This window comes from Streptomyces sp. NPDC091280, from assembly GCF_044768565.1.
Classification (GTDB): Bacteria; Actinomycetota; Actinomycetes; order Streptomycetales; family Streptomycetaceae; genus Streptomyces.
Map to the genome: position 1 here is coordinate 481,374 of NZ_JBIVUZ010000009.1, position 23,651 is coordinate 505,024.

A 23,651-nucleotide genomic window follows, 5' to 3' on the forward strand; every position below is an offset into this window, starting at 1 on the left:
GGTTGGATTCGGTTCGCTCCGGAGCGTGACTCCCGCCACAGCTCGCCCGTTGTCTTCTTCATGAGCCCGGGACCCACCGGGCACCGCATTCCGAGGGAGCCACCCGTGCCGCGCATGCTCGACGTCAGCGACGACGTACGCGCCGAGATCGGCGACGAAGAAGCCGACCGGCTGCTCGCCGGAGACAACGCCCCGGGCAGTTACGACTGCACGTCGTGCCGCACCCAGGGCGACTCCGACCAGGAGCGCACCAGCACCGTCCTGTTCATCGGCGACGAGACCGCCGTCCTCGCCTTCGCCCACGCCACCTGCCTGCCCTCCCAGATCGTCCAGGTCACCGAGGAGCAGTTGCAGGGCGCCGTCCGCTCGATCAGCGGCATCGCGCACACCCCGGCCGGCGAACCGGAGAAGGCCGTACCCGAGCAGGCCGTGCTCGGTGTGACCAGCGGACTCGTCCTGATCGCAGGGGAGTTGCACCCCGCCCTGGTGGTCGAACCGACCGCGCCCATCGTGCGGCCCGGCTCGACCGGCGCGGGCGACGACTTCCTGCCGCTGCTGATCGAGCAGGGCTTCATGCCGCTCAGCGCGATCACCACCGTGCCGCCCGTGCTGCACGGCTGGTCGGTGCTGCTCGCCGCGGGCCAGCTGCACGCGGTGCTCCAGCCGGGTAGCAACGGCGGTTCCCCGGTGGCCTGGTGGCAGGCGCACCAGCCGCTCCAGGTCACCGACAGCTGGCGGGCCGCCGCCAACAAGCACCAGCAGGTGCTGATGTTCGCGGCGCCGGTCGGCTCGATCGGCCGCCAGCCCCGCGAGGACCTGCTGCGCGGCGCGCTCGACAAGGCGGCGGCGAACGGCCAGTTGGTCGGCTCCGCGCTCCCGCTCGCGGGCACCTGAGCCGCATCCCTTCAGGTCACGCGTCGTTTGGACATACGTGCACGCATACGATGTTCCCCGCAGCCGGCCCTACCAGCCGATCCCGTCCTCGCGATCGGACCGGGACAGCCCAGGCGGCCCGTCGGCCACGCCGATCTACGACCGGCTCTACTCGGAGTGGGTCAAGACCTTCCGCTCGCTGCCGGGTGACCGCAGCGGCGAGGAGGAGCTGGGCTTCACCGCCTTCGGGCACAGCCCGCACAGCACGGGTTCGTTCGGCGGCTCGTTCAGCGGCTCTTTCGGGGGCGGTTCGCTCGGCTCGGGCTCGTACAGCGCGTACAGCGCGGGGGCCTACAGCGCCCGGCAGCAGTCGCAGTGGCAGCGCGTGGGGCAGCTGGGCCACGTCGGGCAGCAGCAGGCCCACACCGGGATGCACCACATCCCGGCCCTGCCGCCCGGCCCGCGCCGGGGCATCTGACGCGGCACACGGACGAGGAGGGCGGCCCCTGTCGGAACAGGGGCCGCCCTCCTCGTCGTGGAACCGGCGCTTCTTCGGACGCGGACCGCTACTTCTTCTTGGTGCCGCGCTTCTCGCGGACCCGGACCGAGATATGGATCGGGGTGCCCTCGAAGCTGAACTCCTCGCGCAGGCGGCGCTCGATGAAGCGGCGGTAGCCCGCCTCGATGAAGCCGGAGGCGAAGAGCACGAAGCGCGGGGGCTTGGTGCCGGCCTGGGTGCCGAAGAGGATGCGGGGCTGCTTGCCGCCGCGGACCGGGTGCGGATGGGCGGCCACCAGCTCGCCGAGGAAGGCGTTCAGGCGGCCCGTGGGGACGCGGGTCTCCCAGCCGGCGAGGGCGGTCTCGATGCCCGGGACCAGCTTCTCCATGTGGCGGCCGGTGCGCGCCGAGATGTTGACCCGGGGCGCCCACGCGACCTGGGCCAGCTCGGTCTCGATCTCGCGCTCCAGGTAGTAGCGGCGCTCCTCGTCGAGGGTGTCCCACTTGTTGAAGGCGAGGACGATCGCGCGGCCCGCCTCGACGGCCATGGTGACGATCCGCTGGTCCTGCACCGAGATGTTCTCGGAGGCGTCGATCAGGATGACCGCGACCTCCGCCTTCTCCACGGCGGCGGCGGTGCGCAGCGAGGCGTAGTAGTCGGCGCCCTGCTGGAGGTGGACGCGCTTGCGGATGCCCGCCGTGTCGACGAACTTCCAGGTGACACCGCCGAGCTCGATGAGTTCGTCCACCGGGTCGCGGGTGGTGCCGGCGATCTCGTTGACGACCACGCGCTCCTCCCCCGCGACCTTGTTGAGAAGGGAGGACTTGCCGACGTTCGGACGGCCGATCAGGGCGATCCGGCGGGGGCCGCCGACGCCGGGGCCGCCGAAGGTCTGCTCGGGCGCCTCCGGCAGCGCCTCCAGGACGGCGTCCAGCATGTCGCCGGTGCCGCGGCCGTGCAGCGCGGAGACGGGGTGCGGCTCGCCCAGGCCCAGGGACCACAGGTAGGCCGCGTCGGACTCGCCGCTGAGGCCGTCCACCTTGTTGGCGGCCAGCACGACGGGCTTGCCGGCCTTGCGCAGCAGTCGTACGACCGCCTCGTCGGTGTCGGTGGCGCCGACCTTGGCGTCGACCACGAAGACGACCGCGTCGGAGGCCTCGATCGCGTACTCGGCCTGGGCGGCCACGGAGGCGTCGATGCCGAGGACGTCCTGCTCCCAGCCGCCGGTGTCGACCACCTTGAAGCGGCGGCCCGCCCACTCGGCCTCGTAGGTCACGCGGTCACGGGTGACGCCGGGCTTGTCCTCCACGACGGCCTCGCGGCGGCCGATGATGCGGTTGACGAGAGTCGACTTGCCGACGTTCGGCCGGCCCACGACGGCGAGGACGGGCAGCGGCCCGTGACCCGCCTCCTCGATGGCGCCCTCGACGTCCTCGATGTCGAAGCCCTCTACGGCGGCGAGCTCCATGAACTCCGCGTACTCGGCGTCGCCCAGCGCCCCGTGCTCGTGCTCCGCGCCGGAGCCGTCGGGCTGGATCTGGTCGTTCATGAAGATCGGTACCTCGTTCATCGTGGTGATCGGTGGAACCCCCGGTTTTCGGGTGATCCACTACTCAAGTGTCTCTCAGCGCCCGGTGAGGCGCCTGGCCTCGTCCAGGTGGGCGGCCAGCTGCTTCTGGATCCGCTCGGTCGCCTCGTCCAGTGCCCCGCGCGTACGGCGGCCGGAGCCGTCGCCCGCCTCGAAGGGGTCGCCGAAGACGACGTCGACGCGGGAGCGCAGTGGGGGCAGCGCCTTTATCAGCCGTCCGCTCTTCTCGGCGGTGCCCAGCACGGCCACCGGCACGATCGGGGCGCCGCTGCGGACGGCGAAGTAGGCGAGCCCGGCGCGCAGCGAGGCGAAGTCGCCCTCGCCCCGGGTGCCCTCGGGGAAGATCCCGAGGACGCCGCCGGCCGACAGGACGTCCAGCGCCCCGGTGATCGCCGTACGGTCGGCGACCGAACGGTCCACCTTCAGCTGGCCGATGCGCAGCAGGAAGGGGTCCAGCGGGCCGACGAAGGCTTCCTTCTTGATCAGGAAGTGCGTCGGCCGGGGTGCCACACCCATGACCATGGGTCCGTCGACGCCGTGGGAGTGGTTGACGGCGAAGATCACCGGACCGGTCGCGGGGACCTTCCAGGCGCCCAGCACGCGCGGCTTCCAGAGTCCGTACATCAGGCCGACGCCGATGCGCCGCCCGACCTCGGCCCCCCGCTCGGACGCCGCGGTCACTTGACGGCCCGCTTCTCCCCGACGAGGGTGACGACGCACTCGATGACCTGCTGGAGCGTGAGGTCGGAGGTGTCCACCTCGACGGCGTCGTCCGCCTTCGCGAGCGGCGAGGTCTTGCGCGAGGAGTCGGCCGCGTCCCGCTTCAGCAGCGCCTCGCGGGTGGCCTGCACGTCGGCGCCCTTCAGCTCACCGCTGCGGCGGGCGGCCCGCGCCTCCGGGGAGGCGGTGAGGAAGATCTTCAGGTCGGCGTCGGGCAGCACGGTCGTGCCGATGTCCCGGCCCTCGACGACGATGCCCCGCTCCGCGTCGGCGGCCAGCGACCGCTGGAGCTCGGTGATCCGGGCCCGCACCTCGGGCACCGCGCTGACCGCGCTGACCTTGGAGGTGACCTCCTGGGTGCGGATGGGACCGGCCACGTCCACGCCGTCGACGCTGATCGTGGGGTTCGCCGGGTCGGTGCCCGAGACGATCTCCGCCTTGCCGGCCGCGTCGGCGATGGCGACGGGGTCGGTGACGTCGATGCCGTTGTGCACCATCCACCAGGTGATCGCCCGGTACTGCGCGCCGGTGTCCAGGTAGCTCAGCCCGAGCTGCGCGGCGACGGCCTTCGACGTGCTCGACTTGCCCGTGCCGGAGGGGCCGTCGATGGCGACAATCACTGCCGGGGCGGTCCGGGCGGCGCCGTTTTCCACGGGAGGACACCTTCCTGGTGCGGGGTGGTGAGCGGGGTGGGGGCGCGAGTGCGCCCCGGACAAGGTTACTGGCTCCCCGCACGGCGTATTACTGCCGGACGGCCCAGCGGCGCTACTGCCGGATCGCCCAGCCCCGCTCGCGCAGCGCGGCGGTCAGTACGGGCGCCGCCTTCGGCTCCACCATCAGCTGCACATGACCGGCCTGCTGCCCGGTCGCGTGCTCGATGCGCACGTCCTCGATGTTGACCCCGGCCATCCCCGCGTCGGCGAAGATGCGGGCCAGCTGGCCGGGCTGGTCGTCGATGAGCACGGCCACGACCTCGTACGCCCGCGGCGCGGACCCGTGCTTGCCGGGCACGCGGACCTGGCCCGCGTTGCCGCGCCGCAGCACGTCCTCGATGCCGCCCGCGCCCTCGCGGCGCTTGTCCTCGTCGGCGGACTGCAACGAGCGCAGCGCCCGTACCGTCTCCTCCAGGTCCCCGGCGACGTCGGTGAGCAGATCGGCGACCGGCCCCGGGTTCGCGGAGAGGATGTCGATCCACATGCGGGGGTCGGACGCGGCGATCCGGGTCACGTCCCTGATGCCCTGCCCGCACAGCCGTACGGCGGCCTCCTCGGCGTTCTCCAGCCGGGCGGCGACCAGGCTGGACACCAGGTGGGGCATGTGGGAGACGAGGGCGACCGCGCGGTCGTGGGCGTCGGCGTCCATGACGACCGGTACGGCACGGCAGTGCGAGACCAGTTCCAGGGCGAGGTTCAGCACCTCGGTGTCGGTGTCCCGGGTGGGCGTGAGCACCCAGGGGCGGCCTTCGAAGAGGTCGGCGGTCGCGGCCAGCGGGCCGGACTTCTCCCGGCCGGACATGGGGTGCGAGCCGATGTACCCGGAGAGGTCGAGGCCGAGCGCTTCCAGTTCGCGGCGCGGTCCGCCCTTGACGCTGGCCACGTCGAGGTAGCCGCGGGCCACGCCCCGGCGCATCGCGTCGGCGAGCACCCCGGCCACCAGGGCGGGCGGGGCGGCGACGATCGCGAGGTCGACGGGTCCCTCCGGCGCCTCCTCCGTGCCGGCGCCGAGCGCCGCGGCCGTACGGGCCTGCTCGGGGTCGTGGTCGGCGAGGTGGACGACGACGCCCCGGGCGACGAGGGCGAGCGCGGCGGAGGTGCCGATGAGGCCGGTGCCGATGACGAGCGCGGTTCTCACTGGGCGATGTCCTTGCGGAGGGCGGCGGCGGCACCGAGGTAGACGTGCGCGATGTCGGCGCGGGGTTTGTCGGACTCGATGTGCGCGAGGACGCGGACCACCCGGGGCATGGCGCCAGCGATGTCGAGTTCCTGCGCGCAGATCAGCGGTACGTCGGCGAAGGCGGCGCCGAGCTTGCGGGCGGCGGCGGCCGGGAAGTCGCTGTGCAGGTCCGGCGTGGCCGTGAACCAGACGCTGATCAGGTCGTCGGCGGTGAGGCCGTTGCGTTCCAGGACGGCGGTCAGCAGCTCGCCGACCCGCTCGCCCATGTGGCCGGCCTCGTCCCTGTCCAGCTGGACGGCGCCCCGGACCGCTCGTACCGCCACTGCTCTGCTCCTCGCTGACGTACAACCCGGCTCTCTGTACGACCAGCCTAGTCAGCCCGTCCGGTACGGGTGCCCGGCGCCCGCCTCCTGAGACGGGCCGGGGCGGGTCCGGCGAACCCTGCCAATGTCACCTGAATCATCCTGTTCCGCTACTTGGGGTGAGATCATCCCGGTATGCCTCTTTACCCACGGCCCCGAGTCCGCTCTCATGGGCTGGTAGCTCGCCTCGGGGGAGGACAGTAATGAAGCGTCCTGGACCACTGCTCACTCTTCTGGCGGGCCTGCTGCTGGGCCTGTTCATGCTGACGCTCAACGCGACGTCGGGGACGAAGACCGCGTCGTCCTCGTACAGCGAGGCATCGCGGTCGGCGTCTCCGTCCGCGTCCGCGTCGGCCAAGAGGTCGGCGCCCGCGTCGCCGACCCCCACGCCCAGCCCGACAGCCTCCGAGTCGGCCGTCCAGAACGCCAGTTACGCCGGCCGCACCGACGACGACACCGCCTCGGTGGCCGTGACGATCCGCGACGGCAGGGCGGTCGCGTACTTCTGCGACGGCCGCTACAAGGAGGCCTGGCTGCGCGGCCCGGTCGCGGACGACGGCACGCTGAAGCTCACCGCCCCGAACGGCGCCGTGCTCGACGGCAGGCTCCAGCAGGGCACGAAGATCCGCGGCACCGTCCACGACGAGGGCCGGAAGTACGCGTTCACCGCCGACAAGGCCGTCAAGCCGTCCGGGCTGTGGCGGGCCACGGCCAAGGTGCGCGGCGCGAAGATCGACGGCGGCTGGATCGTGCTGCCCAACGGCCGCCAGACCGGCATCGTCACCCGCGACGGCGAGGCCGCCGCCGCACCCCGTATCGACCCGGAGACCGGCGCGGTCACGGTCGACGGACAGCAGCTCACGGCCCAGCCCGTCACCCCCTGACCCACCGTCCGCCTCAGGGAGCCGATCATGACCGCCGACCCGAACGCCGCCACCCAGGCCTACCCGCCCCCGCCCGGCCACCGCCGCGACAGCCCCGCCCGCTACCTCGTCCCGGCCCTGGTGGCCGCGGCCGTGGCCGTCGGACTCGGCGTCTACGGCAAGGTCCACGACCCGGCCGGCACCGCCTTCAACCTCGCCGGCTTCAGCAGCACGGGCGCGGTGAAGTCCTGGCTCGCGACCACCGCGTTCTTCTTCGCCCTCGTCCAGCTCGTCTCGGCCTTCATGGTCTACGGCAAGCTGCCCGGCCCGAGCTGGTCGGGGACGCTGCACCGCTGGTCGGGGCGGATCGCGTTCCTGGTGGCGGTGCCGGTCGCGGTGCACTGCCTCTACGCGTTCGGGTACCAGACGTACTCGACACGCGTGATGTGGCATTCCGTCCTGGGGTGCCTGTTCTTCGGCGCCTTCAGTGCCAAGATGCTGCTGCTCCGCTCGGAGCGCCTCCCCGGCTGGCTGCTGCCGCTCGTCGGCGGGCTGGTCTTCACCGGCCTCACGCTGCTCTGGCTGACGTCCGCCCTCTGGTTCTTCCGCACCTTCGGAGTGAGTACATGACCGACAGCTCGACGCGCCGCACGGTCCTCGTGACGGGGGCGACCGCCGCGCTCGCCGCCGGGTGCAGCAAGTACGGCAACGACTCCTCGGGCTCGTCGTCGGTGAAGGCCTCCGGCGGGCAGGAGCTGGCGAAGACCTCCGACATCCCGGTCGGCGGCGGCAAGATCCTCAAGGACCAGAAGGTCGTGGTGACCCAGCCGAAGAAGGGCGAGTTCAAGGCCTTCTCGGCGATCTGCACCCACCAGGGCTGCACGGTGAACGCCGTCGCGAACGGCACCATCGACTGCCCCTGCCACGGCAGCAAGTTCGACATCGCGGACGGTTCGGTCGCGGGCGGCCCGGCACCGAAGCCGCTGCCGGCCGAGCCGATCACGGTGGAGGGAAATTCGATCCGCCTGGCGTGATCCGCCGCGTACGCTCCCGGAATGCACCACGAGTCCCTGGTCCGCGACCACACGGTCTACGCCTGCGTGATGGGGTCGCGCGCCTTCGGTCTGGCGACGGAGGGCAGCGACACCGACCGCCGGGGCGTGTTCCTCGCCCCCACTCCCCTGTTCTGGCGCTTCCAGAAGCCGCCGACGCATGTGGAGGGCCCGGCGCCGGAGCAGTTCAGCTGGGAGCTGGAGCGCTTCTGCGAACTGGCCCTGCGCGCGAACCCCAACATCCTGGAGTGCCTCCACTCCCCGCACGTCGAGCACATCGACGACACCGGCCGTGAACTCCTCGCCCTGCGGGGCGCGTTCCTCTCCCGCCAGGTCCACGAGACCTTCACCCGCTACGCGTTGAGCCAGCGCAAGAAGCTGGAGGCCAATGTCCGGATGCACGGAGCGCCCCGCTGGAAGCACGCGATGCATCTGCTCCGGCTGCTGGCGAGCGCCCGCGACATGCTCCGCACGGGCACCCTGACGATCGACGTGGGCGACGGGCGCGAACCCCTGCTGGCCGTCAGGCGCGGCGAAGTCCCCTGGCCGGAGGTCGAGTCGTGGATGACCCGGCTGGCGACGGAGACCGACGCGGCGGCGACCCGGACCCCGCTCCCGCCGGAGCCGGACCGCGCCCGCGTGGAGGACTTCCTGATCCGGGTACGGCGCGCCTCGGCCGACCGGCACCCGGTGGTGACGGACCCGTGACGGCCGCCTCGCCACCACGGGCCCGAGCCTGACGCGGAGGTCCAGGACGTCGATCGCCGGTCAGGCGTCCCAGAGCGCCCCGAGCGCCAGCAGCTCCCCCCGGTACTCGATCCGTTCCGCCCACTCCTCGGGCCAGGCGTCCGCGCCGAGGTGGGCGCCCGCGAAGGCCCCGGTGAGGCAGGCGATCGAGTCGGAGTCGCCGGACGTGCAGGCCGCGCGCCGCAGCGCGGTCACCGGTTCCTCCACGAACAGCAGGAAGCACAACAGGCCGGTCGCCAGGGCCTCTTCGGCGATCCAGCCCGCACCGGTGGCCGAACAGGGGTCGGTCTCCGGGGAGTTGGCGCGTACCGCGGCCTGGAGCCGGTCCAGGATCTCCAGGCAGTCGTCCCAGCCGCGGGCGATGAAGTGCTCGGGCGTGGGGTCCTGGCTGCGCGTCCACAGGTCGCCGAGCCAGCGGTGGTGGTAGCGGGTGCGGTTCTCCACGGCGTACGACCGCAGCAGCCCGACCAGTCCGGTCGGTTCGGCGCCCTGTGCGAGCAGCCGTACGGCGTGCGCGGTGAGGTCGGACGCGGCGAGGGCGGTCGGGTGGCCATGGGTGAGCGCGGACTGCAACTGGGCGGCGCCGGACCGCTGTTCGTCGCTCAGCCCGGGGACGAGCCCGATCGGCGCGACCCGCATGTTGGCCCCGCAGCCCTTCGAGCCGATCTGGCTGGCGTCCTGCCAGAGCCGGTCCTCGGCCTTCAGCAGGTTGCAGGCGACGAGACAGGTCCGGCCGGGGGCACGGTTGTTGTCCGGCGACTGGTACCAGTCCACGAACTCCTCGCGCACGGGCCGTTCCATCCGCTTCGGGCCAAGCAGCCCCCGGTCCATGGCGGTTCGGAGCCCGCGCCCCAGCGCCAGGGTCATCTGGGTGTCGTCGGTGACGATCGCGGGCCTCGGCAGCTCCATCTCCCGCCAGGGGCCGCACTTGGCGAGGATGGACGGCACGTCGTTGAACTCGGTCGGGAAGCCCAGCGCGTCCCCGAGGGCGAGGCCGATCAGGGCTCCGGTGGCAGCGCGCTTGCGGACGCCGGTCGTGGTCATGCGGGGCTTCCTTCCCGGGTCGGGCGGAGCAGCGGCGGGTGGAGGGTGGTGGCGGTGCCGGCGCGGTACAGCGCGGCCGGTTTGCCGCGACCGCCGGTCAACTTGGCGCCGCCCGGCACCGGTTCGACGAAACCGGGCGTGGCGAGCACCTTGCGGCGGAAGTTGGGGCGGTCCAACTCGGCGCCCCACACGGTCTCGTAGACCTGTTGCAGTTCCCCGAGGGTGAACTGCGGCGGGCAGAAGGCGGTGGCGAGGGAGCTGTACTCCAGCTTGGCGCCGACCCGTTCGTGCGCGTCGGCCAGGATCCGGTCGTGGTCGAAGGCGAGCGGCCCGAGCGAGGCGTGGGGCAGCCAGCGGGCCTGTGCCGCGTCGCTGCCCGCGCGCGGTTCGGGCGGGTCGGGGAGCAGTGCGGCGAAGGCGACGGTGACGACCCGCATGCGGGGGTCGCGGTCGGGTTCGCTGTAGGTGCGCAGTTGCTCCAGGTGCAGCCCGGAGACGTCCGACAGGCCGGTCTCCTCGGCGAGTTCACGCCGGGCGGCCGTCTCCGCGGACTCGTCGGGCGCCACGAAGCCGCCGGGCAGCGCCCAGTGTCCGGCGTAGGGCTCCTGGCCGCGCTCGACGAGCAGGACGTGCAGGGCGCCGGCCCGGATGGTGAGGACGGCGAGGTCGGCGGTGACGGCGAAGGGTTCGAAGGCGTACTTGTCGTAGGCCGGTGGTGCGGTCATGATGATTCACCCCGTTAATAGTCACCTCGACTATAAAGAGGGATCGTGGTCCCGCACAACCCCCACGACGGACTCGGCGGACGGAGGGGCGACAGGCGGAAACGAAACGGCCGGCCCCGGAGAACCCGGAACCGGCCGCACCCGACTCGTGCTGCTAGAGATCGACTTCCTGCATCAGCATGCCGACCTCGGTGTTCGACAGGCGGCGCAGCCAGCCCGACTTCTGGTCGCCCAGGGTGATCGGCCCGAAGGAGACCCGCACCAGCTTGTCGACCGGGAACCCGGCCTCCGCGAGCATGCGCCGCACGATGTGCTTGCGGCCCTCGTGCAGGGTCACCTCGACCAGATAGTTCTTCCCGGTCTGCTCGACGACGCGGAAGTGGTCGGCGCGCGCGTACCCGTCCTCCAGCTGGATGCCGTCCTTGAGCTGCTTGCCCAGGTCGCGCGGGATCGGGCCGACGATGTGCGCGAGGTAGGTCTTCTTCACGCCGTACTTGGGGTGGGTCAGCCGGTGCGCCAGCTCGCCGTGGTTGGTGAGCAGGATCACGCCCTCGGTCTCGGTGTCGAGCCGCCCGACGTGGAAGAGACGCGTCTCCCGGTTGGTGACGTAGTCGCCGAGGCACTGCCGGCCCTCGGGGTCCTCCATCGTCGCGACGACACCGGCGGGCTTGTTCAGCGAGAAGAACTGGTACGACTGCGTCGCCACCGTCAGCCCGTCGACCTTGATCTCGTCGCGCTCGGGGTCGACCCGCAGCCCCTGCTCGACGACGATCTCGCCGTTGACCTCGACCCGGGACTGCTCGATCAGCTCCTCGCAGGAACGCCGGGAGCCGTAGCCCGCGCGCGCCAGGACCTTCTGGAGCCGCTCGCCCTCCTGCTCGGCGCCCGGGAACGTCTTGGGCGGCTTCACGTCCTTCTTGCCCGCGTACCGCTCCCGGTTGCGCTCCTCGGCCCGCGCGTCGTACTCGCGCGAGGTGGCCGGCGCCCAGCGCCCGCGTCCGGTGCCCTGGCCCTGCTTGGGGCCGCCCTTGGCACCGCCGCGCGCGGAGGCGCCGCGCCCGGACTTCGGGCCCTCGTGGGACCCGGTGGGGCCTACGTCGTAGCGCCGCTCCTCGGGACGCGGCTTCCCGGCGCGCTTCGGCCGGTCGTCACGGCCTCCCGCGCCCCTCGGCTGGGAGCCGCCCCCGCCGGCACCCCGGGAGTTGCCCGCGCCGGAACCACGACCGCCGCCGCCCCCACCGGAACCCCGGGGGTTGCCCCCGCCGGTCCCGCGGGGGTTGCCGCGCCCGCCGCTCCTACCGCCGCCGCCACTGCTGCCACTGCCACTGCTTCGCATCAAAGTTCCGTCGTCGTCGTGTCGTCTGCATCTGCGTCCGGTGCATCCGGATCGAACGACGGCACCCCTTCCAGCGTCTCCGCCTCGATCGCCTCGGCCTCAGGGAGGAAGGGCGCGAGCTCCGGGAGCTCGTCCAGGCCCCGCAGGCCCATCCGCTCCAGAAAGTAGTTCGTCGTCACATACAGGATCGCACCTGTTTCGGGTTCCGTGCCCGCCTCCTCGACCAGACCGCGCTGCAACAGGGTGCGCATCACACCGTCGCAGTTCACTCCGCGGACCATCGAGACCCTGCTGCGGCTGACCGGCTGGCGGTAGGCGACGACCGCCAGGGTCTCCAGCGCGGCCTGGGTGAGCCGGGCCTGCTGGCCGTCCAGGACGAAGCCCTCGACGGCCGGCGCGAACTCCGGGCGGGAGTAGAAACGCCAGCCGCCGGCGATCAGCCGCAGCTCGAAACCGCGCCCCTGGACCGTGTACTCGTCGGCCAGCTCGCGCAACGCGTCGGCGATCCGCCGCTTGGGCCGCTGGAGTATTTTCGCGAGGTGCTCCTCGGTCGCGGGCTCGTCCACGACCATCAGGACGGCCTCCAGCGCGGGCTTGAGGTCGAGCTCCGCGACGGCGGACGGGCTCGCCGGTACGCCCGTGGACTCCTCGCTCACGCCGACTCCTCCTTGATCTCCTTGGTCTCCTGAGGCACCTCGGGCGGCCGGTCGAACTCGTCCGTGACCATGGGCCCGGCCTCCCCCTCCCCACCCGTCCAGCGCACGATCAGCTCCCCGAGCGCGGTCTCCTGGTCGAGGGCGACGGCCTTCTCCCGGTACAGCTCCAGCAGCGCCAGGAACCGCGCCACGACGGTCAGGGTGTCGTCGGTGTCGTCGACGAGGACACTGAAGCTGGCCTCACCGAGTTCCCGCAGCCGCGCCACCACGATCCCGGCCTGCTCCTGCACGCTGACCAGCGGCGCGTGGATGTGGTCGACGTAGACCTGTGGCTTGGGCCTGGGCTGCATCGCCTTCACGGCGAGTCTCGCGAAGCCCTCCGGGCCGATCCTGATGACCACCTCGGGCAGCAGTTCGGCGTGGTGCGGTTCGAGCCCGACGGTACGGGGGTAGCGCCGGGCCTCCTCGTCGAGGCGCCGGTTGAAGATGTCGGCGATCTGCTTGTACGCCCGGTACTGGAGCAGCCGCGCGAACAGCAGGTCCCGGGCCTCCAGCAGCGCGAGGTCGGCCTCGTCCTCGACCTCGGCGGCGGGCAGCAGCCGGGCCGCCTTCAGATCCAGCAGGGTCGCCGCGACGACGAGGAACTCGGTCGTCTGGTCCAGGTCCCAGTCGGGCCCCATCGCCCTGATGTGCGCCATGAACTCGTCGGTGACCTTGGACAGCGCCACCTCGGTGACATCGAGTTTGTGCTTCGAGATCAGCTGGAGGAGAAGATCGAACGGCCCCTCGAAGTTCGCGAGCCGTACCTTGAAGACCCCGTCGTCGGGTTCCTCGACGGCTTCCCGCGCGACTTCGTCTACGACCGCTTCCGCTACGACGGCCTCGGGCTCCGGCTCCACCGCCGCGCCCGGCCCCTTCCCGAGCGCACGCCGACGTCCGGCGGGTGCGCCGGCGGTGGGTGCGTCGTTCGAGGTCATGGCCCCCGCAGGCTACCGCTACCGCCCGCGAAGCCGGCGGACGAGAATGCTCGCGTCCCCCCGGGACTCCAGATCGGCCAGCACGACGGCGACCGCCTCGCGCACGATCCGGCCCCGGTCGATCGCGAGGCCGTGCTCGCCCCGGAGCACCAGCCGGGCGTGCTCCAGGTCCATCAGTTCCTCGGCGGAGACGTACACGGTGATCTTCTCGTCGTGCCGCTCCCGCCCGCTGGGGCGCCGCTGCGCGGGCTGTCGGCCGCGCTTGCGGGGCTGCTGGGCGGCAGAACCTTCCTGCGCCTCCTGACGTCGTACGGAGCCCTCCACGGCCCGGCTGCGGGACTCGCCCGCGTCCGCGTCGGCCGCGACATGCTCCGCGCCCTCGCCGTCACCGCCCTGGGCGGGTACGGAGTGCGGGGCGTCCTCCCCGGCGGCGGCACCGTCGCTCTCCCCCGCCGGAGCCGGCACCCGCGCCTCTCCGTTGGACTGGCGCCTGGGGGTGGACGCCTGGAGCGCCATCCCCCCTGTCGTACGGAACAGTTCGTCGGCCCCCGGCAGACTCACTCGGCGTGACACCGGGCGAGCACCTCCCTGGCGAGCTGGCGATAGGCGGCGGCACCGACGGAGTTGGAGGCGTACGTGGTGATCGGCTCGCCGGCGACCGTGGTCTCCGGGAAGCGCACCGTGCGTCCGATGACCGTGTGGTAGACGTGGTCGTCGAACGCCTCGACGACACGGGCGAGCACCTCACGGCTGTGCACGGTCCGGGAGTCGTACATCGTGGCGAGGATGCCGTCGAGCTCCAGCTCGGGGTTGAGCCGCTCCTGGACCTTCTCGATGGTCTCGGTCAGCAGCGCGACCCCGCGCAGCGCGAAAAACTCGCACTCCAGCGGCACGATCACCTTGTGAGCCGCCGTCAGGGCGTTCACGGTGAGCAGGCCGAGGGAGGGCTGACAGTCGATCACGATGTAGTCGTAGTCGGCCATCAGCGGCTTCAACGCCCTTTGCAGGGTGGACTCGCGCGCGACCTCGCTCACCAACTGCACTTCGGCGGCGGACAGGTCGATGTTGCTCGGCAGCAAGTCCATGTTCGGGACGGCTGTCTTGAGGAGCACCTCGTCGGCCGACATGCCCCGCTCCATGAGCAGGTTGTAGACGGTGAGGTCCAACTCCATGGGATTGACGCCCAGTCCGACCGAGAGCGCGCCCTGCGGGTCGAAGTCGACGAGCAGCACCCGCCGGCCGTACTCGGCGAGCGCGGCACCCAGGTTGATGGTCGACGTGGTCTTGCCGACGCCGCCCTTCTGGTTGCACATCGCGATGATCGTGGCGGGGCCGTGACTGGTCAGCGGGCCCGGGATCGGGAAGTACGGGAGCGGGCGTCCGGTCGGGCCCACGCGCTCACGGCGCTGGCGGGCCGCGTCGGGCGCGAGGGTCGCCGCGTACTCGGGATCGGGCTCGTACTCGGCGTCGGGGTCGTAGAAGTGCCCGTCGGGCAGTTCGTCGTAGTCGGCGAAGTGGTTGTGGGGCGCGCCCCTTCCGTCGCCGGCCATGGCGTTCACGTGATGGCCATCCATGCTCTGGTGTGCTGGCTGGGTCACCCCTGGCTGCTGGTGACCCTGGTGGGCTGCGAAGGTGCGCACAGCGACGGAGCCGACAGCCTCGAACCCCGCGGGCTCCTGGCCCCTTGCCGGCATTCCTGGTTGACCACCCCCGGGAGAAAATGTCGACTCATTCACAAGTCGTCTTACCTCCTTGGTGACCAGGGAACTTCTCGATAGGTCAGCGTGGCACCATGCCGACGGTTGGCGACTCTATGGCGTGTCGGGTGTTCGCAGCAACACAATCCGCCGGACCCGGCCCGATGTGTCGGCAATGAAACATCCCTCTGTCAAGGGCGTACGACAGTCGCACGGCAGGTTTCACCGGTGCACGAATCGGTTCAAGGGTTATGTTCGGCGCGAGTTGGCCGAGTGCCGCAAAGTGACCATACACACACTTCCGGCCGGACCTGTCGAGCAAGGTCCGGCCGGGTGCGCGGTGTTGACGACCTGTGTTGACGTATCGCCTTTTGCTGAACGGTGACTTAGTCGACACGGGTGGCCGGAAGGTCAGTTGAGCAGCGACTCCAGCTCGACGTGCTCCAGTCCGTGCGCCTCCGCGACCTCGCGGTAAATCACCTTGCCGTCATGGGTGTTGAGGCCCTTGGCGAGAGCAGGATCACGTCGCAGCGCCTCGACCCAGCCGCGGTCCGCGAGCTCCACGATGTACGGGAGCGTGGCGTTGGTGAGCGCGTAGGTGGACGTGTTGGGCACCGCGCCGGGCATGTTGGCGACGCAGTAGAAGACCGAGCCGTGGACCGGGAAGGTCGGTTCGGCGTGGGTGGTCGGACGCGAGTCCTCGAAGCAGCCGCCCTGGTCGATCGCGATGTCGACAAGCACACTTCCGGGCTTCATCCGGGACACGAGTTCGTTGGTGACCAGCTTCGGGGCCTTGGCGCCCGGGATGAGCACCGCGCCGATCACGAGGTCGGCGTCCAGGACGGCCTTCTCCAGCTCGAAGGAGTTGGACATGATCGCCCGGACCCTGGTGCCGAAGACCTTGTCGGCCTCGCGGAGCTTGTTGATGTCGCGGTCGAGCAGCGTGACGTGGAAGCCCATGCCGACGGCGATCTGCGTGGCGTTCCAGCCGGAGACGCCGCCGCCGATGACGACGGCCCGCGCGGGCTGGGTGCCGGGGACACCGCCGGGGAGCACACCGCGCCCGCCGATCGAGCGCATCAGGTGGTAGGCGCCGACCTGCGGGGCGAGGCGGCCCGCGACCTCGGACATCGGGGCCAGCAGCGGCAGGGCGCGGCCGGGCAGCTCGACGGTCTCGTAGGCGATGGCGGTGGTGCCGGACTCGATGAGCGCGTCGGTGCACTCCTTGGAGGCCGCCAGGTGCAGGTACGTGAAGAGCGTCTGGTCCTTGCGGAGGCGGTGGTACTCCTCGGCGATGGGCTCCTTGACCTTGAGCAGCAGGTCGGCGGTGGCCCAGACCTCGTCGGCGGTGGCGAGGATCTCGGCGCCCGCCGCCACGTACTCCTCGTCCGGGATCGAGGAGCCGACGCCGGCGTTGTGCTCGATGACGACCTGGTGGCCGTGGCGCACCAGCTCGTGCACGCCGGCGGGTGTGATGGCCACCCGGAACTCGTTGTTCTTGACCTCGCGGGGGATGCCGACCTTCACGTGGATCACGGTCCTTGGCTCAGAGGGTGTGGGGCAATACATCTCATACCCGGACATGCATGAGCGCACCGGGAGACCGCAGGAGAAGGTGCGGCAGAGCCAGTCTAATGAAGGTGTTCCCGCTGTCTAGCCTTTCAATGCATCAATCTTCCGTTGATGTACTACGGATTTCGCAGGCGTTAGCGGTTTGTTCCGGGGATTCGGGGGCGGGATCACCCTCCTGGGGCTCCTCGCCGAGCATCCGTTCGGCCGTGCCGCGGTGCAGCGCGGCCGACGCCGGATCGCCCAGCCGGTCGAGGGTGTCGGCCAGCCGCAGCTGGAGCGCCGCCTGGAGCCGGACGTCCTCCGCGCGGCGGGCCCACTCGACCGCCTCGTGACAGGTGAGCAGCGACTCCTCGGGGCGGCCCGCGTACTCCTGGACCCGGGCCAGCTCGCTCAACGCCCGCGCCTGGGCGGGCACATCGCCGTTCTTGCGGTACCCGGCGACGGCCGCCCGCCAGTTCCGCAGGGCCTCGCCGTAGCGGCCCGCGTAGGTGTGCGCGGCGGCGATCCGGCCGTAGAGCCGGGCGGCCTCCGCGCGCTCGTCGCGGGCGAGCCGCTGGGCCAGCGCGCGGCCGAACCAGTCGGCGGCCCGGTCGTGGTCCCCCAGCTCCTGGTGCGCGCCGCCTACGGATTCCATCGCGCGGCCGGTCGCGTACGGGTCATTCGCCTCGCGTCCGGCGTCCAGCGCGGCCCGGTAGCGGGCCAGTGCCTCGGTCGTCCGGCCGGTCTGGGCGTCCAGGTCGGCGAGGTTCAGCAGCGCGGCGGCCTTCTCGCGGGGCAGCTCGCGGCGCTCGGCCACGTCGAGGACGAGGCGGTGGATGCCGTAGAGCTCGGGGGCGGCGGCCTGGGTGCCGAAGTGGGCGACCATCGCGCGCACCAGCTGGGACATCAACCGGCGCGCCAGCGTGTCCAGTTCGCCGTCGGCGACCGCGAGGCGGGCGGAGGCGAGCAGGGCGGGCCCGCTCAGGCGCAGCCAGTCGGCGGCGGCCCGGGGGTTCGGGAAGCGCAGCGCGCTGGGCATGCCTAGGAGCTTCTCGCGGGCCTGGGGGCTGTCGGTCTCGGTGATGGCACGGCAGGACTGGAGCAGCCGTACGGTCCGCTCCAGCATGCGGGCGCGGGCGAGCTGGAGTTCGGCCGGGCGGTCCTGGGTCTCGGCGAGGGCGTGCAGCAGGGGCTGGAGGCAGCCGGGGACCTCGTACTGCGGCAGCGGCGAGTCCAGGGCGCGCAGCAGGCCCGCGGTGACGAAGTCGTCGAGGGTGGCGCGGGCGCCGTTGACGGAGCAGCCGGCCAGCGCGGAGGCGGTCTGCGGGTCGACCAGGCCGGCCGGGGCGAGGGAGAGCAGTCGCAGTATCCGGGCGGCGGGGCTGGGCAGCGAGCCGTAGACGAGCCGGAAGACGCGGCTCAGCGGGGTGCCCTCCTCGCTCTCGGCGCGCAGGTGCTTGGCGAGGTCGGCGACGGCGGCCTGCGGGCGGGCCGCGAGCCAGCCGCCGGCCAGGGTGAGCGCGGCGGGCTCGGCCCGGCAGACCTGGACCAGGCCCTCGGCGGCGAGCGGGTCGACGGTGATGCGGACGGCGCCGGTGTAGCGGGTGAGGAGTTCCAGGGCGGACTTGGTGTCCAGGCCGCCCAGGGTGCAGGGGCGGACGTCGGCGATGCCGGTGAGCGGGCCGCCGGAGACGGCGACGACCAGGCAGTCCGGGGTGTCCGGGAGCAGCGCGTCGACCTGTTCGGCGTCGGCCGCGTCGTCGAGCAGGAGCAGGGCCCGCCGGTCGGCGAGGGCGGCGCGCAGGATGTCCGAGAGGTCGTCCTCGGAGGCGCCGGCCGGGGTGGGCAGTTCCAGGGCGGTGAGCAGTTCGCGGGCGGTGCGCTCGGTGGGGACGGGGGTGCCGTCGGGTTCGCTGAGCCGGGCCCGGAGCACACCGTGGTCGTAACGGTCAGCGACCTGTCGGACGAGTTCGCCGGCCAGGGCGGTGCGGCCGGAGCCGGGCTTGCCCGCGATGAGGAGGACGCGCGCGCGAGGGGCCTTGCGGCCGGCGATGGTGTCCAGGCCCGCGCGCTCGATGTCGGCCCGCAGCTCCTTCAACTCTCTTGCCCGGCCCAGGAATTGGCCCTCGACGGACGTGTTCCCGGACAGCTTCACGCTCTCTGTGTCCACCGCCTGATCCGTCACGGGCCACACTCCCGTCCCACTGCACGCGCATAGCCCGCCGGGACTCCGGACCGGGCAGTTCCAGAGCCTAGTTCACGCTCTGCGACGAACCGTGCGGAGCGCGGCGGGCACATCCCCCGATCGGATCAGCCGATCGTCACACCGGACATCGCGCTATCGGGCTATCGGGGCATCGGGACGTCGGGACGTCGGGACGTCGGGTTCAGGACTCGAAGGGACGCGCGGGCCACGGCGCCTCGGCGGGGCGCAGCGCGTCGACGCCGTCGCCGTGCCGGGCGGCGACCAGGGAGAGGACGCCGACGACGAGGCAGTTGTTGTGCAGTTCGCCGGCGAGGACCCCGCGGACCAGGTCGTCGAGGGGCACGCGCGCGTGCTCCATGTCGGCCTCCTCGTCCTCGACCTCGAAGCGCTGCCCCTCGGCCTCGGAGAGGTCGCGGGCGAGGAAGATCCGGATGGCCTCGTCGCAGCCGCCGGGCGTGGTGTAGACGTCGGTCAGCACCCGCCAGTCCTCGGCCTTGACGTGCGCCTCCTCGTACAGCTCGCGCTGGGCGGCGTGCAGCGGGTTCTCGCCGGGGATGTCGAGCAGCCCGGCCGGGATCTCCCACAGCTTCTGGCGTACGGGGTGGCGGTACTGCCGGATGACCAGCACCCGGTCCTGCTCGTCCAGCGCGAGGACGGCCACGGAACCGGGGTGGACCTGGTAGTCGCGGTGCACGACGGCGCCCCCGGGCATCACCACGTCGTCGGTGCGCACGGAGGTCTTGTTGCCGACGAAGGGGGTCGCGGTCGCCCGGATCTCCCACTCCTCCGGGGTGTCCTTGATGGTCATGCGCTGTCCCTCCACACCTACACGAACCTGACGTACACAGACGGCCGGGGTGCGCACCTCTTGAAGGCGCGCACCCCGGTCACCGTACAACCCTCGTACTACTTGCCCGTCTTGCGTGCCACGGCCGCCTTGACCAGGCCCGCGAAGAGCGGGTGCGGCCGGGTCGGGCGGGAGCGCAGCTCGGGGTGGGCCTGGGTGGCGACGAGGTAGGGGTGCGTCTCGCGCGGGTACTCGACGTACTCGACGAGCTTGCCGTCCGGTGAGGTGCCGGAGAACTGGAGTCCGGCTTTCTTCTCCAGCTCGGCGCGGTAGGCGTTGTTGACCTCGTAGCGGTGGCGGTGGCGCTCCTCGACGTACTCCTTGCCGTCGTAGACCTCGCGCACGATGGAGCCCTCGGCGAGCTTGGCCGGGTACATGCCCAGGCGCATGGTGCCGCCCATGTCGCCCTCGCCGGCGACGATGTCGAGCTGCTCGGCCATGGTGGAGATGACCGGGTGGCCGGTGGCCGCGTCGAACTCGGTGGAGTTGGCGTCCGCGATGCCGGCGAGGTTGCGCGCGGCCTCGATCACAATGCACTGGAGGCCCAGGCAGAGGCCGAGCAGCGGGACCTTGTGCTCGCGGGCGTACTGGATGGCGCCGACCTTGCCGGAGACACCGCGGTCGCCGAAGCCGCCGGGGATGCAGATGGCGTCGACGTCACCGAGCTGCTTGGCGGCGCCCGCCGGGGTCTTGCAGTCGTCCGAAGTGACCCACTTGATCTTCACGCGGGCCTTGTTGGCGAAGCCGCCGGCGCGCAGTGCCTCGGTGACCGAGAGGTAGGCGTCGGGCAGGTCGATGTACTTGCCGACCAGCGCGAGGGTGATCTCGTGCAGCGGGTTGTGGACGCGGTCGAGCAGGTCGTCCCAGGTCCGCCAGTCCACGTCGCGGAACGGCAGGTCCAGCTTGCGGACGACATAGGCGTCCAGGCCCTCGCTGTGCACGGTCTTGGGGATGTCGTAGATCGAGCGGGCGTCGGGGCAGGCGACCACGGCGGCCTCGTCGACGTCGCACATCAGGGAGATCTTGCGCTTGATCGCGGTCGGCACCTCGCGGTCCGAGCGGAGCACGATCGCGTCCGGCTGGATACCGATGTTGCGCAGGGCGGCGACCGAGTGCTGGGTGGGCTTGGTCTTCAGCTCGCCCGAGGGGCCGATGTACGGCAGGAGGGAGATGTGCACCACGAACACGTTGTCCCGGCCGACCTCGTGGCGGACCTGGCGGACCGTCTCCAGGAAGGGCAGCGACTCGATGTCGCCGACCGTGCCGCCGACCTCGGTGATGACGACGTCGACCTCGTCGGTCGCCATGCGCCGGATGCGGTGCTTGATCTCGTTGGTGATGTGCGGGATGACCTGCACGGTGTCGCCGAGGTACTCGCCGCGCCGCTCCTTGGCGATGACGGTCGAGTAGACCTGGCCGGTGGTGACGTTGGCGCTGCCGTCCAGGTCGCGGTCGAGGAAGCGCTCGTAGTGGCCGATGTCGAGGTCGGTCTCGGCGCCGTCGTTGGTGACGAACACCTCACCGTGCTGGAAGGGGTTCATCGTGCCGGGGTCGACGTTCAGATACGGGTCGAGCTTCTGCATGACGACCCGCAGACCCCGGGCCTTGAGGAGCATCCCCAGGCTGGAGGCGGTGAGGCCCTTGCCGAGTGAGGAGGCGACACCCCCGGTGACGAAGATGTGCTTGGTCGTCGTGGATTTCGGCGGCATGGCCAAGAGGGGGCTCCCGTGGTCGCGGTTCGAGTTGCGGTCGGGGGTTTTGTGCCCACCGGTCCACGGGCTACCAGGGTATCAGCGCCCGGAGGAGATGGCTTCCGGCCACGCTCCGCAGCCGCCTCGACACACTGGTGACACGCGTCGACCCGGACGCGCCCTGGTTACCTGCTTCTCACGTGCTGCTCACCCGTTCGGCCCAGGTCCGTTGGCGAGAGCGGCACACAGATCATCTACGTGCGTCGTATCCTGCTCGGACACTCGCCGCCGAGCCGGTCCGGAACACGGCACCACCCCCGTCCGTATCACCCGGAACAACGAGAGCTCGTCGGCCCGTTGGGCAACGACCCCCATTTGCTTCATGGCTCAACGACGCACTACAAACGATCCCTTGACCGCACACAGCGACCGCCCCTTCTTCCTGGGGCGACGTGGCCGTTCGACTGGAGTTGCACGTGGCCGGGCGCATCGAAGATTACGCACTCATCGGAGACATGCAGACCGCCGCCCTGGTCTGCCGGGACGGCACGGTGGACTGGCTGTGCCTGCCCCGATTCGACTCCCATGCCATCTTCGCCGGTCTGCTGGGCACCGAGGAACACGGCTTCTGGCGGCTCGGCCCGGCCCACGCCTCCGACGCGCCGCCGCCCGCCGCGGCCCGGCGCGGCTACCGCGGCGACTCGCTGATCCTGGAGTCCGAGTGGGACACCCCGCGCGGCACGGTCCGCGTGACCGATTTCATGCCCCCTCGCGACGGCGCCCCCCAGCTGATCCGCATCGTCGAGGGCATCTCCGGCCGCGTCCCGATGCGCTCGGCCCTCCGCATGCGTTTCTCCTACGGCCGGGTCGTCCCCTGGGTGCACAAGCACGAGGGCCGTACGGTCGCCGTCGCGGGCCCCGACTCGGTGTGGTTCGACACCACGGCGGAGACCTACGGCAAGCAGCTCACGACCTACGCCGACTTCACCGTCGCGCCGGGTGACCGCATCGCGTTCACCCTCTCCTGGGAGCCCTCGCACAAGCAGCCGCCCGCGCTCCCCGAGCCGGAGCAGTCGCTGGAGGCGACCGAGGAGTTCTGGCGCGAGTGGGTCGAGCAGTGCACGTACCACGGCCCCTACCGCGAGGCCGTCGTCCGCTCCCTGATCACCCTCAAGGCCCTCACGTACGCCCCGACCGGCGGCATCGTCGCCGCGCCGACCACCTCCCTCCCGGAGGAGATCGGCGGCGTCCGCAACTGGGACTACCGCTACACCTGGCTCCGCGACGCGGCCATCACCCTCTCCTCGCTGCTGCGCACCGGCTACCGCGAGGAGGCCCGCGCCTGGCGCGAATGGCTCCTGCGCGCGGTCGCCGGCGACCCGGAGAACCTCCAGATCATGTACGGCATCGCCGGCGAGCGCGAACTCGGCGAGGCGGAGCTGGACTGGCTGCCGGGCTACGAGAACTCCGGCCCGGTCCGGGTCGGCAACGGCGCGGCGCACCAGCTCCAGCTGGACGTCTACGGCGAGGTCACCGAGGCCCTGCACCTGGCCCACATGACGGGCCTGGCCCGTAACGACTACGCCTCCCTGCTCCAGCTCAAGCTGATCCGCTACCTGGAGAAGCACTGGGACGAGCCGGACGAGGGCATCTGGGAGGTGCGCGGCCCGCGCCGCCACTTCGTGCACTCGAAGGTGATGGCCTGGGTCGCGGTCGACCGCACGATCAAGCTGATCGAGTCGGGCGACGCGGACGGCCCGCTGGAGCAGTGGCGCGAACTGCGCGACGACATCCACCGGGACGTGTGCGAGCGCGGCTACGACAAGGAGCGCAACACCTTCACCCAGTCGTACGGCTCGAAGGAGCTGGACGCCTCGCTGCTGCTCATCCCGCAGATGGGCTTCCTGCCCCCGGACGACAAGCGGGTCATCGGCACGATCGAGGCGATCCAGCGCGAGCTGTCCACCCCGGACGGCTTCATCCTGCGCTACCCGACCTCCGGCGAGGACGAGGGCGTCGACGGCCTGCCCGGCGACGAGGGCGCGTTCCTGGCCTGCTCGTTCTGGATGGCGGACGACCTCGCGATGATCGGCCGCGTGGACGAGGCCCGCAAGCTGTTCGAGAAGCTGCTCTCGCTCCGCAACGACCTGGGCCTGCTGGCCGAGGAGTGGGACCCGCGCCTGCAACGCCAGGTCGGCAACTTCCCGCAGGCCTTCAGCCACGTCCCGCTGATCGACACGGCACTGCGCCTGACGGCGTCCGGGGCGTACGGCGGCTGACCCTCACGGCCCTTACGCCCCTTACGCCCCTTACGCCCCTTACGG

23 protein-coding genes are annotated in these 23,651 nt (G+C 71.4%); 7 read left to right on the plus strand and 16 right to left on the minus strand.

The features are described from left to right. Nucleotides 1-105 precede the first annotated feature (105 nt). Complete coding sequence (locus ACIQPR_RS28375; protein WP_403653849.1) at nucleotides 106-894, plus strand: hypothetical protein; 789 nt, start codon at nucleotides 106-108, stop codon at nucleotides 892-894. 37 nt (nucleotides 895-931) lie between these two features. Further along, nucleotides 932-1,351, plus strand: coding sequence for a hypothetical protein (locus ACIQPR_RS28380; protein WP_403653852.1), 420 nt, complete (start codon nucleotides 932-934; stop codon nucleotides 1,349-1,351). A gap of 88 nt (nucleotides 1,352-1,439) precedes the next feature. Here the strand turns inward: ACIQPR_RS28380 and der are convergent, their stop codons facing one another. The 5 genes from der to aroH all read right to left on the minus strand — a co-directional run bounded on the left by der (nucleotide 1,440) and on the right by aroH (nucleotide 5,896). Further along, entirely contained in the window at nucleotides 1,440-2,921 is a 1,482-nt protein-coding gene (gene der / locus ACIQPR_RS28385) for a ribosome biogenesis GTPase Der (RefSeq protein ID WP_403653965.1), read from the minus strand. 75 nt (nucleotides 2,922-2,996) lie between these two features. Next, nucleotides 2,997-3,584 (minus strand): lysophospholipid acyltransferase family protein, encoded by a 588-nt coding sequence (locus ACIQPR_RS28390; protein ID WP_403653968.1) that lies wholly within the window; start codon nucleotides 3,582-3,584, stop codon nucleotides 2,997-2,999. Nucleotides 3,585-3,637: 53 nt separating this feature from the next. Then, the gene (cmk, locus tag ACIQPR_RS28395; protein WP_403653855.1) at nucleotides 3,638-4,333 is read right to left on the minus strand and encodes a (d)CMP kinase; all 696 of its coding nucleotides are present in this window, start codon (nucleotides 4,331-4,333) and stop codon (nucleotides 3,638-3,640) included. Nucleotides 4,334-4,445: 112 nt separating this feature from the next. Continuing rightward, entirely contained in the window at nucleotides 4,446-5,531 is a 1,086-nt protein-coding gene (locus ACIQPR_RS28400; RefSeq protein ID WP_403653858.1) for a prephenate dehydrogenase, read from the minus strand. After that, the gene (gene aroH, locus ACIQPR_RS28405; RefSeq protein WP_403653861.1) at nucleotides 5,528-5,896 is read right to left on the minus strand and encodes a chorismate mutase; all 369 of its coding nucleotides are present in this window, start codon (nucleotides 5,894-5,896) and stop codon (nucleotides 5,528-5,530) included. Before aroH ends, ACIQPR_RS28400 begins: the two co-directional genes overlap by 4 nt. Nucleotides 5,897-6,138: 242 nt before the next feature. Between aroH and ACIQPR_RS28410 the strand changes: the two genes are divergently transcribed. The 4 genes from ACIQPR_RS28410 to ACIQPR_RS28425 are packed head-to-tail and all read left to right on the plus strand — an operon-like array spanning nucleotide 6,139 to nucleotide 8,558. Then, the gene (locus ACIQPR_RS28410) at nucleotides 6,139-6,819 is read left to right on the plus strand and encodes a hypothetical protein (RefSeq protein ID WP_403653863.1); all 681 of its coding nucleotides are present in this window, start codon (nucleotides 6,139-6,141) and stop codon (nucleotides 6,817-6,819) included. A 27-nt stretch (nucleotides 6,820-6,846) separates the two neighbouring features. Continuing rightward, complete coding sequence (locus tag ACIQPR_RS28415) at nucleotides 6,847-7,428, plus strand: DUF6529 family protein (RefSeq protein ID WP_403653866.1); 582 nt, start codon at nucleotides 6,847-6,849, stop codon at nucleotides 7,426-7,428. Beyond that, entirely contained in the window at nucleotides 7,425-7,832 is a 408-nt protein-coding gene (locus tag ACIQPR_RS28420; protein ID WP_403653868.1) for a Rieske (2Fe-2S) protein, read from the plus strand. The genes ACIQPR_RS28415 and ACIQPR_RS28420 overlap by 4 nt, the downstream gene beginning before the upstream one ends. A 21-nt stretch (nucleotides 7,833-7,853) precedes the next feature. Then, on the plus strand, nucleotides 7,854-8,558 hold the full coding sequence (locus ACIQPR_RS28425; protein WP_403653871.1) for a DNA polymerase beta superfamily protein: 705 nt from the start codon (nucleotides 7,854-7,856) through the stop codon (nucleotides 8,556-8,558). 60 nt (nucleotides 8,559-8,618) lie between these two features. Here the strand turns inward: ACIQPR_RS28425 and ACIQPR_RS28430 are convergent, their stop codons facing one another. The 11 genes from ACIQPR_RS28430 to ACIQPR_RS28480 all read right to left on the minus strand — a co-directional run bounded on the left by ACIQPR_RS28430 (nucleotide 8,619) and on the right by ACIQPR_RS28480 (nucleotide 21,345). Beyond that, entirely contained in the window at nucleotides 8,619-9,641 is a 1,023-nt protein-coding gene (locus tag ACIQPR_RS28430; protein ID WP_403653874.1) for an ADP-ribosylglycohydrolase family protein, read from the minus strand. After that, complete coding sequence (locus ACIQPR_RS28435; RefSeq protein ID WP_403653876.1) at nucleotides 9,638-10,366, minus strand: NUDIX hydrolase; 729 nt, start codon at nucleotides 10,364-10,366, stop codon at nucleotides 9,638-9,640. The genes ACIQPR_RS28430 and ACIQPR_RS28435 overlap by 4 nt, the downstream gene beginning before the upstream one ends. Before the next feature lie 154 nt (nucleotides 10,367-10,520). Next, a complete protein-coding gene (locus ACIQPR_RS28440; protein ID WP_403653879.1) occupies nucleotides 10,521-11,702 on the minus strand; it encodes a pseudouridine synthase in 1,182 nt (393 codons plus the stop codon). Continuing rightward, entirely contained in the window at nucleotides 11,702-12,358 is a 657-nt protein-coding gene (gene scpB / locus ACIQPR_RS28445) for an SMC-Scp complex subunit ScpB (RefSeq protein ID WP_403653882.1), read from the minus strand. Before scpB ends, ACIQPR_RS28440 begins: the two co-directional genes overlap by 1 nt. After that, nucleotides 12,355-13,335 carry a segregation and condensation protein A gene (locus ACIQPR_RS28450; protein WP_403653885.1) on the minus strand — a complete coding sequence of 327 codons (981 nt, stop codon included), beginning with the start codon at nucleotides 13,333-13,335 and terminating at the stop codon, nucleotides 12,355-12,357. The genes scpB and ACIQPR_RS28450 overlap by 4 nt, the downstream gene beginning before the upstream one ends. Nucleotides 13,336-13,353: 18 nt before the next feature. Then, nucleotides 13,354-13,908, minus strand: coding sequence for a hypothetical protein (locus ACIQPR_RS28455; RefSeq protein ID WP_403653887.1), 555 nt, complete (start codon nucleotides 13,906-13,908; stop codon nucleotides 13,354-13,356). After that, nucleotides 13,893-15,029 carry a ParA family protein gene (locus ACIQPR_RS28460; protein ID WP_403653890.1) on the minus strand — a complete coding sequence of 379 codons (1,137 nt, stop codon included), beginning with the start codon at nucleotides 15,027-15,029 and terminating at the stop codon, nucleotides 13,893-13,895. The genes ACIQPR_RS28455 and ACIQPR_RS28460 overlap by 16 nt, the downstream gene beginning before the upstream one ends. 414 nt (nucleotides 15,030-15,443) lie before the next feature. Next, nucleotides 15,444-16,568, minus strand: coding sequence for an alanine dehydrogenase (gene ald, locus ACIQPR_RS28465; RefSeq protein WP_403653893.1), 1,125 nt, complete (start codon nucleotides 16,566-16,568; stop codon nucleotides 15,444-15,446). A 133-nt stretch (nucleotides 16,569-16,701) separates the two neighbouring features. Then, the gene (locus ACIQPR_RS28470; protein WP_403653896.1) at nucleotides 16,702-18,768 is read right to left on the minus strand and encodes a tetratricopeptide repeat protein; all 2,067 of its coding nucleotides are present in this window, start codon (nucleotides 18,766-18,768) and stop codon (nucleotides 16,702-16,704) included. A gap of 202 nt (nucleotides 18,769-18,970) precedes the next feature. Continuing rightward, nucleotides 18,971-19,597: an NUDIX domain-containing protein gene (locus tag ACIQPR_RS28475; RefSeq protein WP_403653899.1), complete on the minus strand. Its 627-nt coding sequence runs from the start codon at nucleotides 19,595-19,597 to the stop codon at nucleotides 18,971-18,973. Nucleotides 19,598-19,695: 98 nt separating this feature from the next. Next, nucleotides 19,696-21,345: a CTP synthase gene (locus tag ACIQPR_RS28480; RefSeq protein WP_403653902.1), complete on the minus strand. Its 1,650-nt coding sequence runs from the start codon at nucleotides 21,343-21,345 to the stop codon at nucleotides 19,696-19,698. A gap of 458 nt (nucleotides 21,346-21,803) precedes the next feature. Between ACIQPR_RS28480 and ACIQPR_RS28485 the strand changes: the two genes are divergently transcribed. Then, nucleotides 21,804-23,606 (plus strand): glycoside hydrolase family 15 protein, encoded by a 1,803-nt coding sequence (locus tag ACIQPR_RS28485; RefSeq protein ID WP_403653905.1) that lies wholly within the window; start codon nucleotides 21,804-21,806, stop codon nucleotides 23,604-23,606. The last annotated feature ends 45 nt before the right edge of the window (nucleotides 23,607-23,651 follow it).